10 protein-coding genes and 1 tRNA gene are annotated in these 13,064 nt (G+C 60.6%); 6 read left to right on the forward strand and 5 right to left on the reverse strand.

Going from position 1 to position 13,064, the window contains the following annotated elements; all coding sequences use genetic code 11:
- Positions 1-239: 239 nt before the first annotated feature.
- The 6 genes from CAL20_RS23025 (at position 240) to CAL20_RS23050 (ending at position 7,582) form a co-directional block, all read left to right on the forward strand.
- Positions 240-1,124, forward strand: a complete 885-nt coding sequence (locus CAL20_RS23025; RefSeq protein ID WP_094839115.1) for an arginase family protein — start codon at positions 240-242, stop codon at positions 1,122-1,124.
- Positions 1,125-1,281: 157 nt separating this feature from the next.
- On the forward strand, positions 1,282-2,484 hold the full coding sequence (gene macA, locus CAL20_RS23030; RefSeq protein ID WP_094839116.1) for a macrolide transporter subunit MacA: 1,203 nt from the start codon (positions 1,282-1,284) through the stop codon (positions 2,482-2,484).
- On the forward strand, positions 2,481-4,484 hold the full coding sequence (locus CAL20_RS23035; RefSeq protein WP_094839117.1) for a MacB family efflux pump subunit: 2,004 nt from the start codon (positions 2,481-2,483) through the stop codon (positions 4,482-4,484). The genes macA and CAL20_RS23035 overlap by 4 nt, the downstream gene beginning before the upstream one ends.
- Complete coding sequence (locus CAL20_RS23040) at positions 4,481-5,869, forward strand: efflux transporter outer membrane subunit (RefSeq protein WP_094839118.1); 1,389 nt, start codon at positions 4,481-4,483, stop codon at positions 5,867-5,869. The genes CAL20_RS23035 and CAL20_RS23040 overlap by 4 nt, the downstream gene beginning before the upstream one ends.
- Before the next feature lie 94 nt (positions 5,870-5,963).
- Positions 5,964-6,290 (forward strand): helix-turn-helix domain-containing protein, encoded by a 327-nt coding sequence (locus tag CAL20_RS23045; RefSeq protein WP_094839119.1) that lies wholly within the window; start codon positions 5,964-5,966, stop codon positions 6,288-6,290.
- Positions 6,290-7,582: a type II toxin-antitoxin system HipA family toxin gene (locus CAL20_RS23050; protein ID WP_179266726.1), complete on the forward strand. Its 1,293-nt coding sequence runs from the start codon at positions 6,290-6,292 to the stop codon at positions 7,580-7,582. Before CAL20_RS23045 ends, CAL20_RS23050 begins: the two co-directional genes overlap by 1 nt.
- Positions 7,583-7,782: 200 nt before the next feature.
- Here CAL20_RS23050 and CAL20_RS25515 read toward each other — a convergent pair whose 3' ends face one another.
- The 5 genes from CAL20_RS25515 to CAL20_RS23075 all read right to left on the reverse strand — a co-directional run bounded on the left by CAL20_RS25515 (position 7,783) and on the right by CAL20_RS23075 (position 12,958).
- The gene (locus CAL20_RS25515) at positions 7,783-9,240 is read right to left on the reverse strand and encodes a hypothetical protein (protein WP_143277095.1); all 1,458 of its coding nucleotides are present in this window, start codon (positions 9,238-9,240) and stop codon (positions 7,783-7,785) included.
- A gap of 242 nt (positions 9,241-9,482) precedes the next feature.
- Positions 9,483-9,556 (reverse strand) — tRNA-Gly (locus CAL20_RS23060).
- Positions 9,557-9,626: 70 nt separating this feature from the next.
- Positions 9,627-10,613 (reverse strand): Bug family tripartite tricarboxylate transporter substrate binding protein, encoded by a 987-nt coding sequence (locus CAL20_RS23065; protein ID WP_094839122.1) that lies wholly within the window; start codon positions 10,611-10,613, stop codon positions 9,627-9,629.
- 189 nt (positions 10,614-10,802) lie between these two features.
- A complete protein-coding gene (locus CAL20_RS23070) occupies positions 10,803-11,768 on the reverse strand; it encodes a hydroxymethylglutaryl-CoA lyase (protein WP_094839123.1) in 966 nt (321 codons plus the stop codon).
- Complete coding sequence (locus tag CAL20_RS23075) at positions 11,765-12,958, reverse strand: CaiB/BaiF CoA transferase family protein (protein WP_094839124.1); 1,194 nt, start codon at positions 12,956-12,958, stop codon at positions 11,765-11,767. The genes CAL20_RS23070 and CAL20_RS23075 overlap by 4 nt, the downstream gene beginning before the upstream one ends.
- Positions 12,959-13,064 lie beyond the last annotated feature (106 nt).

A 13,064-nucleotide genomic window follows, 5' to 3' on the forward strand; every position in this document is an offset into this window, starting at 1 on the left:
AATGGACAAACTCGAACACGTACGAGTTTTTTATACCTGAACGGTCATTACGGAGGCGGTGACTGGAACAAAGAGTCACACTGTTTCGCTATCGGTCAGATATCAAACTTGCAAAACCGACGTGATCGGCACAACTCAAATCCCATAGCAAGTATCGGTCCTGGCACCCACTGGCTTGAACGGTTGCAGGAGCGGAGGGTAGTGACTTACCCTGCAAATAGCTGCTAATGGAGGTGTGAATGCAGACCCTCTCCTATGCCATTCTCGAAGCCCCCTCTACGCTGGGCTTGGCGACCAACGGCGTGGAACGTTTGCCCGATCGGCTCTTGGAACTCGGTCTCGCGCAGCGCATCCGTGCGCGACGTGCCCGGCGAGTGGCCGTTCCTCCCAAGAATTCTACGCCCGATCCCACAACGGGCGTCTTGAATGCCAAGGCAATTGCGGCGTGGTCGCCGCAGCTTGCCAACGCCGTGGAGACGATACTGGACGCCGGAGAGTTTCCAGTGATCCTCGGCGGCGACTGCACGATTGTGCTGGGCTCGATGCTCGCGCTTCGACGGCGCGGCCGCTACGGCCTGCTCTTCATCGATGGCAATGCTGATTTCTTTCAGCCTGAGGCGGAGCCGAATGGCGAAGGTGCTTCAATGGATCTTGCGTGGGTCACCGGCTACGGCCCGTCGCACCTGACGGACCTTGAAGGTCGCGGCCCGCTGGTCCGTCCCGAGGATACTGTCGCATTCGCATATCGCGATCATAAGGACCAGGAGGAATACGGCAGCCAACCGCTTCCCAAGGAGCTCAAAGTGATTGATCTTCCCGTCGTGCGGGCGAAGGGCATCGAAGCCGCCGCGCGCGAAGCGGTGGACCACCTGACCCGAGATGAGCTCGACGGTTTCTTCATTCATCTCGACGCCGATTGCCTCGATGATGACATCATGCCGGCAGTCGATTTTCGCGTGCCAGACGGACTGTCGTGGGATGCGCTAGGGACCGCGCTTCGGATTGCGTTAGCGAGCGGTAAGGCGGTCGGCATCGAGATCACCATCTACAACCCACGTCTGGATGAGGACGGCAGCGCAGGACGAGGCCTGGCCGACGTCGTAGCGGCAGCGCTGCGACAGTAACGACGCCGGGGAGATGGATCACAGCTGCCGCCATCGGCGGGCGAACGCAATTGAGAGTTATTCATGATCGAGTACCATAGCGCGGTAGCGTGACACGCTTCATGCTTGTCGACTCTGTCTACAACTAGCCCGCCCTCCTTCATCTCAAGACCGCCGCATGACCTACCCAACCGGAAAGCCCCCGGGTAAGAGCAGGAAAAAACGCTACATCTGGATCGCCGTGGCGCTGGCCTTAGTACTGTTGCTAGGCAAGATGATGTTCTTCAGCGCGCCGGCCAAGCCCGACTTCGCCACCGCGGAAGCCAGGCTGGCCGACATGGAAGACAGCGTGCTGGCATCCGGCACACTGGAAGCCGTGCGGCAGGTCAGTGTCGGAGCCCAGGTATCGGGCCAGCTCAAGTCGCTCAAAGTGCAGTTGGGCGACGAGGTGCGTCAGGGCCAGTTAGTCGCCGAGATCGACGACATGACCCAGCAGAACGATTTGCGCAATGCCCAGGCGGCGCTGGCCACGCGCAAGGCCGAGCAACGGGCCAAGCAGGCCACCCTCAAGCAGGCCGAGCTGGCCTATGCGCGCCAGCGCCAGATGCTGGCGCGCGACGCCAGCTCGCGCGAGGACTTCGAGCAGGCCGAGGCGACGCTGAACGTCACCCGCGCCGACATCGCTGCGCTGGATGCGCAGATCGCCCAGGCCGAGATCGAGGTAGACAAAGCGCGCGTCAACCTGGGCTACACCCGCATCTCGTCGCCGATGGACGGCAAGGTGGTGGCCATCGTCACCAAGGAAGGCCAGACGGTGAACTCGATTCAGAGCGCTCCCACCATCATCAAGGTGGCGCAGGTCGACACCATGACCGTCAAGGCGCAGATCTCGGAGGCCGACGTCACCCGCGTGCGGCCCGGCCAGAAGGTGTACTTCACGATTCTGGGCGAACCGGACAAGCGCTACTACGGCACGCTACGGGCCATTGAGCCGGCGCCCGACTCGATTCAGCGCGACGAGAGTACCAGCGCCTTGACGGGCGCCAGCACCACCACCAGCGGCACCAGCGCTGCGGTGTACTACAACGGCCTGTTCGACGTGCCCAACCCCGACGAGACCCTGCGGATTTCCATGACAGCGCAAGTCTTCATCGTGCTGGGCGAGGCGAAGCAGACGTTGATCATTCCCTCGTCGGCACTAGGCAAGCGCGGGGAGGATGGCCACTACACAGTGCGGGTGGTCGATCCGGACGGCGAGGCTGCCGAGCGCCAGATCAAGGTGGGCATGAACAACAACGTCAACGCCCAGGTCCTGGAAGGCCTGAAGGCGGGCGAACGCGTGGTCTCGGCCGAGGCCGCCACGCCGACGGTGCCGCAATGACCGACCTGGCCCTGCCGCGCCCCGCGGGCGAATACCCGCTGATCAGCCTGCGCGGCGTCTGGCGCGAGTTCGCCGCGGGCGAACAAACCGTGGCGGTGCTGCGCGAGGTCGACCTGCAAATCGAGGCCGGCGAGATGGTTGCCATTGTCGGCGCGTCAGGCTCCGGCAAGTCCACGCTCATGAATATCCTGGGCTGCCTGGACCGGCCCAGCCGCGGCGTGTACGAGGTGGACGGCCGCCCGACCGACGCCATGGGCCCCGACGAGCTTGCCGAGCTGCGGCGCGAGCATTTCGGCTTCATTTTCCAGCGCTATCACCTGTTGGCCGACCTGACCGCACAGGGCAACGTGGAAATGCCGGCGGTCTACGCCGCCACGCCGCGCGGCGCCCGACGCGAACGCGCCCAGGCTTTGCTGCGCCGCCTGGGGCTGGACCAGCGTGTCGACTACCGGCCGAGTCAGTTGTCGGGCGGCCAGCAGCAACGCGTAAGCATCGCGCGAGCGCTGATGAACGGCGGGCGCATCATCCTCGCCGACGAACCCACCGGCGCGCTGGACACGCACACCGGCCAGGAAGTGCTGCGCATCCTGGAAGAACTCAACGGCGCCGGCCATACCGTGGTGATCGTCACGCACGACATGAACGTGGCCCATCATGCGCGCCGCATCATCGAGATCAGCGACGGCAAGATCGTGGCCGACCGGCGCAATGCCGACGCACCAGCCACGCCAGCCGCGCCGCCTGGCGACCCGGTCCGCGCCGAGCCACCGGCCGAACGCACACGTCCCTGGCAAGCCATGCTGGAGCGCGCCAACGAAGCGATGCACATGGCGCTGCTGGCCATGAACGCGCACCGGCTGCGCACCTTTCTGACCATGCTCGGCATCGTCATCGGCATTGCCGCGGTGGTATCGGTGGTGGCACTGGGCGAAGGGTCGCGCCAGAAAATCCTGGCCGACATCAGCGAGATCGGCACCAACACGGTGGATATCTACCCGGGCAAGGACTTCGGCGACGAGAAAGCCGCCACCATTCGCACGCTGGTGCCGGCCGACGCAGACGCGCTGGCGCGCCAGACCTACGTGGACAGCGTCACGCCGGTGGCCTCAACCACGGCCTCGCTGCGCTATCGCAATGTGTCGGTCAACGGCTCGATCCAGGGCGTAGGCGAACAGTTCTTCCGCGTGCGCGGCCTGACGCTGGCCCAGGGCCAGTTCTTCGACGCCGAGGCCGTCGCGCGACGCGCCCAGGAAGTCGTGATCGACGAGAACACGCGCAAGGCGCTGTTCGGCAACCACACCGAGCCAGTCGGGCAGGTGATTTTCCTGGGTACCGTGCCGATGCGCGTGATCGGCGTGACGGTGCCCAAGGAGAGCATGTTCAGCGACGGCCAGGCCCTCAACGTCTGGGTGCCGTACACCACCGCGCTCAGCCGCGTGCTAGGCCAGCAGCACCTACGCAGCATCACCGTGCGGGTCAGCGATGCCATGCCGACCAAGGCCGCCGAGCAGGCGATCACACGCCTCATGCTGCAGCGACACGGCTCCAAGGATTTCTTCGTCTTCAATACCGACACTATCCGGCAGACCATCGAGCGCACCACCGCCACCATGACCCTGCTGGTGTCGGCCATCGCCATCATCTCGCTGGTGGTGGGCGGCATCGGAGTGATGAACATCATGCTGGTGTCAGTCACCGAACGCACCCGCGAGATCGGCGTGCGCATGGCGGTGGGCGCACGCCGCAGCGACATCATGCAGCAGTTCCTGATCGAGGCGGTGCTGGTCTGCCTGATCGGCGGCATGCTGGGCATCCTGCTGTCGCTGGGCCTGGGCGTGCTGGTGGCGCAGGCTTCCGGCGGCAGCTTCCGCCTCATCTATTCCGGCGCCTCGATGGTGGCCGCCTTCGTGTGTTCCACGCTGATCGGCGTGGGCTTCGGGTACCTGCCGGCGCGCAACGCCGCCCGGCTCGACCCAGTCGAATCCCTGGCCAGAGAATGAGATTCCCGTTCCCCCGCCCCCGTCGCGCCGCCCTTTCGTGCCTGCTGGCATTGCCCGTGGCACTGGCCGGCTGCGGCCTGATGCGCACCCCGTACGAACGCCCGGCAGTGCAGGGTCCGGCATCCTGGGCGTACGGCCCCGCCCAGGACGTAGCCGCCGCCGGCGGCACCTGGTGGCGCCATTTCGACGACCCCACCCTCACCCGCCTCATCGATCAGGCGCTGGAGCGCAACAACGACCTGGCCGCCGCCGCCTTGCGCGTGCGGCAAGCTCAACTGCGGGCCGGTCTGGCACGCTCGGACCAGTTCCCCACGCTGGGCGGCAGCGTCGACCTCAGCCGCCAGCGCGACCTGTACGGCGACCGAGCGATCCTGCGCAACAACAGCGCCAGCCTGACCGTCAGCTACGAGCTCGATCTGTGGGACCGCCTGCAGGCCCAGCGTGACGCGGCCGAATGGGAAGCCGCCGCCACCGAGGAGGACCGCGCCAGCGCCGCCCTGTCGCTGGTCGGCACCACGGCCACGCTGTACTGGCAGGTCGGCTTCATCAACCAGCGCCTGGACAGCGCCGCGCAAAGCATCGCCTACGCGCAGCGCACACTCGAACTGGTACAGGCGCAGTACGACGCGGGCGGCGCCTCGTCCCTGGAAGTGGCCGAGGCGCGCCAGAACCTGGCCAGCCAGCAGGCTGCACGCACCCTCATGGTGCAGCAGCGCGTCGAGACCCTCAACGCGCTGGCGATCCTGTTCGACGGCCCGCCGGAGCGCGTCATGGCCGACCCGCCGCGCCTGCCGCCCACCACGCTGCCCGCCGTGCCCGCCGGCGTGCCGGCCGATCTGCTGGCGCGCCGGCCCGACTTGCGCGCCGCCGAACTGCGCCTGCGCCAGGCTCTGGCCCAGACCGACGCCACGCGCGCCAGCTTCTACCCGCCCATCACCCTCACGGGCGCCCTGGGCTCGGCCAGCACGGCGCTAGGCAACCTGCTGCAGAATCCGGTGGGCACGCTAGGCGCAGGTCTGACCCTGCCGTTCCTGAACTGGAACCAGATGCGCCTGAGCATCCAGGTATCCGAAACCGAATATGCCCTGCGCGTAGTGCAGTTCCGCCAGGCGCTGTACCAAGCCATGGCCGACGTAGAGAACGCGCTGTCGGCGCGCACCCAGTTGGCCGCACAGGGTGAACTGCTAGAGCAGTCGCTGGCGGCGGCACGGCAGGCCGAGGACATGTACGAAATCCGCTACCGCAGCGGCGCCGTGTCGCTGCGCTTCTGGCTCGACGCGCAGGAAAAGCGCCGCACCGCCGAGATCGAACGCGACCAGAACACGCTGGACCGGCTGCTCAACCAGGTCCAGCTGTACCAGGCCCTAGGCGGCGATACGCGCTGATAGCGGGAGAGTCCGGCAGCAGCCCCCTGCCTATTAAATAATTGCTCCAATGGGAACTCTTATTTATAATTCAAGTTCCCTTGGGAGCATTTAAATGGATTCCCCCATTCCCCTACCCGTCGAACGAGCGATCCGAAAGCTCGGCGGCGACATTTCCTTGGCCCGCAGGCGACGCCATATCTCCCAGGCTTCCCTTGCCGAGCGCATGGGGGCATCCTTGTCCACGGTACGCCGCATGGAGAAAGGCGACGTCCGCGTACCCATCCACTTTTTCGCCCGGGCGCTGCACGTGTTCGGCGAGATTCAAGCGCTGGGGCATCTGCTAGACACACCGAACGACGAGATTGGGCTAACACTGATGGACGAGAACTTGCCCAAACGCGTGCGCAACAAGTCCGGCGGATCCTCGGGAGCATTGTGATGGCTACTGCCGCCCCAATCCGCCAGCAAGTTCAAGTCTGCATCGGCAAGGCTGGGCTACCTCTCGGCTCGCTGGTATACGTCCAGCAAGGCCGGCGCGAAAACTGCGCCTTTGCCTATGACGAAGCGTGGCTGGCCCGCCCTGAGCGGTTCAACGTATCGGCCGACCTGCAGCTGATGCCAGGCCACCAGCCACACAAAGCTGCCTCGCCCCATGACTCCGTATTCCACGGTGCGATCGCCGATACTGCCCCCGACGCCTGGGGCCGGCGCGTCATCGCCCGCGACCATGCGAAGCGTCGCCGTACCGACCCAAAACTGCAGCCCCTGACGGAATTAGATTATCTGCTGGCGGTCGATGACTTCAGCCGCGTTGGCGCACTGCGCCTGCGCGATCCGAACGGAACTTGGCATAGAACGGTACCAGAGGGCCGACGCACTACCCCACCTTTGATAGAGCTCGAACACATCTACCAAGCGAGCCGCGCCGTCGAGCGCGGACAAGAGACGGTCGAGGACTTGCGCTACCTGCAGGGCAAGGGCACGTCACTTGGTGGTATGCGCCCCAAATGCACCATCGTGGACGAAGATGGCAGGCTTGCCATCGGCAAGTTCCCTAGCGTGAACGACACGCGCAGTGTCACGCGCGGCGAAGTCCTGGCATTGAAACTGGCACTGTTGGCGGGCATCGATGCCGCGCCTGCTCGCATCGTCTCCTTAGCCGAAGCCCCCGTGGCCGTCATCCGACGATTTGATCGTGATGGCAACGATGGCCGCACTCCATACCAGTCAGCGGCATCACTGTTGCAGGCTTCGCGCGAGGAGGACCGCAGCTACACGGAAATTGCCGATGCTATCCGCTCCTATGGACACTCGCCTATTCGGGATTTGCATCAACTCTGGCGCCGTCTCGTATTTAATCTGCTGATTACCAACGTGGACGATCACTTGCAAAATCATGGGTTTTTGCATGTGGAGCATGGATTGTGGCGCCTTGCGCCTGCGTTCGACATCAACCCGTTTCCGGATAAGGGGCGAGAGTCTAAGACTTGGTTATCCGAGGAAGATGGCCCGATCAACGATGTGCATATGTTGATGGCTCGGGCACCCTACTTCGCATTGAATAAAGAGGAAGCGTTAGGCGGTTTGGCCGCGGTCTATACAGCAGTAATAAGATGGCGTCAGGCTGCTCTTAGCCCAGAAGTTGGCATGCGTGCGCATGAGCTAGACGACTTCGTGGCAGCTTTCGAACATGAGCAGATAGACGCGGTCGCCGAGCTGCTTAAGCGATGAAACTCTAGACTCTAGCGCCACACAAGCCGTCTACGGTGTCTAAACGGTCGCTTCGCCCGCCCTCTCTCAACCGGCAACCCGAAGAACACCTCCGTCGGAACGTCACTGGAATGATTGAGCTTGATACACTGCTTTGATGGGGGCTTCACCGCGTCAACATAAGTGGTAAGTCTCACGTCAATAGTCGGCTACACAAAGACCTAGTTTCGCGCTTTATCCGATAAAGAAATAGCTGCCAGCTTTCGGAGAATATCCCAATTTCCCGAAGTGAAAGTATCGTCGTAGGGTTCGATACGATCAATATACGATGGGTCGGTAATCAATTTATCAATAAGATCCAGTTGGCATATAACTTTTTTCCCTAGCTCTTGATTTCTATGCTCGGACAACTCCGCCTCCATCTCTCGGCGCGATACACTCCTTTCAATAGCGTCAGCGCGATCACTCAGTTTTTGTGCTGAATCAAGCTTTTCGTCTGCTTCCTGCGCTTTAGACTGCAACTTGCTAAGGGTTGAGAGCTTGAATTTATTTAGGCTCGACAATACGCCCCACTCCGGAAAACTCTCTATATTGATGGAGGGGGCATTAACGAGCTTTTCCACAGCGCCCTTCATAACCTCAAGTTCCGCGCGGCTTTTGAATTGGTCCCAAGACTTTCTGGCAATCAATGATGGCTTACAGTCAGCGGACAGGATCTCTACAAGGTCTTTGTTCGAACTGGTCGTGACAACGAATTCGAGATAGACGTCCGACAAGGTTTTGACCACCGATTCCCTATTAGCCTCACTCACCCCAGCCGGCCATTGGATAGCTAAAATATCGTGAACATCTTCCTTGCTGAACGATTGCCGAGCCTTTACTTTTAGCGCATCAAGAAATCTTGTCGTCGCCATTTCCCTCAGTTCGTCCCAAGTAGATTGCTCTAAATCAACATGGCGCTGAGCGTTGAGTAAAATGTATTGAGGCCAAGTCGGTACCGGAGAATAATTTGATATAGGCGAGGCTATCGATCTGGCGATTAAATCCTTAAGAACCTCTGGCCAATCTCTTTTTGAGATATACCAAGGTCTTTTGCTATTCAATAATGTGGATACGTCCGGGGAATACTTTCTGAAAGAATAGCGATATCTGAACTCATCCTTGAGACAGACATACATCAAATATATGTAGGCGACTTGCATTAAAGCCCATAAAGCGTCCAAAATCCCGAAGCCCGACGCGTTACTGCCAGGGGATATGAATTTGGCCTTGCCGCCCTGATGAAATACGTCAACCTGATGAACCGACAGATCAGTACTCGTTTTTACCGTCAATTGAAAACCTGTTGACGGAGGCAAGTTTGGATAGCTCAATTCGAAGCCACTCGGACTACTTACAACGTGCGACTCTGCTAGAACTGAATGTTTAGCTAGATAGAACTGAGAAATCGATCCCGACAATTTGATTACGACATTCTCTGCCGGCCCTTTCCCTGAGTTCGCGACTTCAATTTGTTGTACGTACTCGCTTTTGGAACTGTTAACATTCGACGTCTGGTCGAATGCCAAAGGTATGGACGCAGAAATCGAATATTGAACATCAGGCGTTTCTTTGAGATAGTAGTTCCAAAAAGCCGCCGGTATTCCTAATGCAACTAAAATGGACAGTATCGTTTTCATGCGGATTATTTCGCAATTCTAATTTCGATACTCTACTCGCTTCACTGTACATAATGAAGCCCAACTTAGTATTGTCTGCAGACGAGCCATCCACTGCTCGAGTGGTCCAATCGTCGTTTGGGCTTCTACGGGCCACATAGCCGGCTTGAGGCGATCGCAAATGATCAGACGCCGAGTTCTGATCAACGCAGAATTTTAGAATTCTGAGAGACATCCCTAAAAAGCGCGCAAGACGGGGAAACTGGAGCGGGTGATGGGAATCGAACCCACGCTTGAGGCTTGGGAAGCCGCCGTTCTACCATTGAACTACACCCGCTTTGGTGTCGTGCCGCGCACATAGGCGCGGCAGAGGCGATGGATTATAGCGCGGGTTTCAACCCCGTGTTTTAGTTCGCCTTGATCCCGGCGGCTTTCACGACTTTGCCCCAGCGGTCATATTCCTGCTGCGTGTATTCACCGAGCTTTGCTGGTCCCATGAACTCGGCTTCCGCGCCCTGCGCTTCCGCTTTTTTGCGGAAATCCTCGGTCTTCATGATGGTTTCGATCTTGCCTGCCAGCTTGTCGATAACGGTCTGAGGCGTGCCTTTAGGCGCATACATGGCGAACCATGACGACACCAACAGGTCCGGATAACCCGCCTCAGCAACGGTCGGTACATCCGGCAATGACGCCAGACGATTCGGCCCGGTCACTGCCAACGCGCGGAGCTTGCCCGCGGCGATATGCCCCAGCAATGGCGGCGGAGTCGTGATCGTCATATCCACCGCACCACCCAGCAAATCGTTCAAGGCGGGACCGGTGCCCTTGTATGGGATGTGTGCGATTTTGATATCGGCCATCTGCTTCAGCAACTCAGTAGCGACGTGCTGCAAAGCACCGTTGCCAGACGACGCGTAGTTCAATTTGTCGGGATTGGCCTTGGCATAGGCGACTAGTTCTTTTAACGAATTGATCGGCAAACTCGGACGAATAACGATGACCTGCGGGGCGGACAGGATGTTGGCAATGGGCGCGAAATCCTTGATCGGATCCCACTCGGCGGGCTGCACGTGCGGAGAAATCGCGTTGTAGCCGGAGTACTGCAGCAACAAGGTATAGCCGTCGGGCGCGGCTTTGGCGACGGCTTGCGAGGCGATGCTGCCCGAGGCGCCTGGTTTGTTTTCCACGACGACGCTTTGGCCCAGGGCTTCGCCCAAGGGTTGTGCGATCAGACGCGCGGCCAAGTCCGTCGTACCGCCAGGTGCGGCGGGAACAAGCAGCGTGACGGGACGATCGGGATAATCGGCCAGCGCAATCGCGGGGCTGGCTGCAATAGCCAGCGTTGTAGCGGCCAAGCCGGCGCGCAGGGTTTTAGATAGTAAAGATAGCGTCATGGACAGGGTCTCCTGATCGTTGTTCTGGACGATGTTGTTGGAATGATTCTGATGTCTAACTTGTTATGGGTAATGCCGCGTAAAGATTTTTATCTGCTGCAATGCGTTGCTTAGCTTGAGCACGTGTCCCGCGCTTGATCACGCGCCCGCAATAGAGCACCGCGGAGCACGTCCGCTACATACGACCGATTACGCATGAACGCCGTCGGCCGGCCCGAATTTTTCCGCCAACCATGCCGGCGGCTGATGAGTAGCCAGCCGATGGCCCGCCGCCAACAATGGGATAGAGAATTCGCGCTGCACCAGTTGCGGCAGCCCGCGCACGATGTCCAATAGCGGCTGCAAGGACACACCGGTTTTGACGCCCATGCACTCGAACATGTGCACGAGCTCCTCGGTGTTGACGTTGCCGCTGGCGCCAGGCGCATAGGGACAGCCGCCCAATCCGCCCGCCGCTGCGTCAAAACGCGTCACGCCGGTTTGCCAGGCGGCGATGGCATTGGCTAACGCCATGCCACGGGTGTTGTGCAAATGAATGGTGATCGGCAGGCCGGGCAGCTCCCGCAATACGGTCTCGCACAACGCTGCGACCTGGGTGGGGTAGGCCATGCCGGTGGTGTCGCACAGCGTGATGCCAGCCGCGCCAGCTTCTGCGAGTTGATGGGCCAGACGCAGCACATCGTCCACTGGCACATCGCCATCAAAGGGACACCCGAAAACAGTAGACAGCGATACATTGCAAGGCGTCGAAGTGCCCTGCGCCGCACGCAGAATGCTGGTCAGCTCCGACAAGGATTGGTCACGCGTCATACGCAGGTTGGCGCGGTTATGCGTTTCGCTGCTGGACATCACCAGATTCATTTCCTGGGTGCCGACTTCGATGGCACGCTCCAGGCCACGGATGTTGGGGACGAGCGCGGTGTAGATGACATCGGGATGCCGGCGGATGCCGCGCATGACTTCTTGCGCGTCGGCCAATGCGGGAATGGCTTTCGGCGAAGTAAAACTGGTGACTTCGATACGTGCGAATCCGCAGTCAGAGAGTGCGTCGACCAAAGCGATTTTTTCTTCGGTAGACACAAATGTCTTTTCGATTTGCAGACCGTCGCGTGGACCGACTTCATTGATTTCGATGCTGGGCGTACCGGTGTTCATGCAATCACTCCGCGAGCGCGCAATTCGGCGCGTTGTTCTTCGGTCATCCCGGCGTCGGCGAGTACGGTATCGGTATGTTCGCCCAGGGTGGGCGCACGATCATGAATGGCGCCAGGGTTATCCGACAGGATGGGGAAAACTGCAGGCATTTCGACGCGAATGCCGCTGGCGCCCTGTATTTCGGCAATGGCGTTGCGCGCGCGGTAATGCGGGTCGCGTGCAATGTCGGCAACCGAATAGATACGGCCGCTGGGGACATCAGCCTCGCGCATGGCTTGCAGGACTTCGTCGATATCACGCTCCGCCGTCCAGGCGCTGATGGCGCCGTCGATTTCGTCTACGCGGGCGGCACGGCCATCGTTGTGAGCCAGACCAGGATCTTTGCCCAGATCATCGCGGCCGATGCGAGACATCAATCGGGTGTAGATGCCATCACCATTGCCGGCAATGAGCACGTAGCCGTCCTTGCAGCGATAGGCGTTCGAGGGCGCTATGCCTGGCAAGGACGCGCCGGATGGCTCGCGCACGGCACCAAAGGCGGTGTATTCGGGAAGCAGGCTTTCGGTGAGGTTGAACAGGCTCTCGTAAAGCGCCGCGTCGATGACCTGGCCTTGTCCACCGCGCGCATCGCGTTGATAGAGAGCCAGCAGCACGCCCAGCGCGCCATGCAGACCGGCGATCGTGTCACCCAACGAAAGTCCACCGCGTACGGGCGCGCGGCCCGGCTCACCATTCAGATAACGCAGGCCGGCCATGGCCTCGCCGATCGCAGCAAAACCGGGCTCGCGGGCTTTGGGGCCGGTTTGGCCATAGCCGGACACGCGCAGCATGATCAGGCGTGGGTTCAGCGCGTGCAACTCCTCCCAGGACATACCCCATTTTTCCATGGTGCCGGGGCGGAAATTCTCTATCAACACGTCGGCCTGAGAGGCCAGCAGGCGAATGATTTCCTGGCCTTCTTTCTGGCGCAAATCGACACAGACCGATTGCTTGTTGCGCGACTGAGCCTCCCACCAGACGGAGGTACCCTCGTGCAACAGCCGCCATTTACGTAGCGGATCGCCTAGGCCGGGCGGTTCGATCTTGACGACTTGTGCTCCGAAATCGGCCAAAGTTTTGGCGGCAAAAGGGCCTGCGATCAGTTGCCCCAGCTCCAGTACGCGTATGCCTGCCAGAATTTGCCCAGCCATGTGTGTTCCTATGAATGATAGATTGCAGCGGATGGGAGTGTGCGCGAAAGCGCGCATCGCGGGAATTGTTCTTATAAGAAATGGGGTTTCCCGAACGAGAAAGGCC

Origin of the sequence: Bordetella genomosp. 4 (assembly GCF_002261185.1) — a bacterium.
Taxonomy (GTDB): Bacteria; Pseudomonadota; Gammaproteobacteria; order Burkholderiales; family Burkholderiaceae_B; genus Bordetella_A.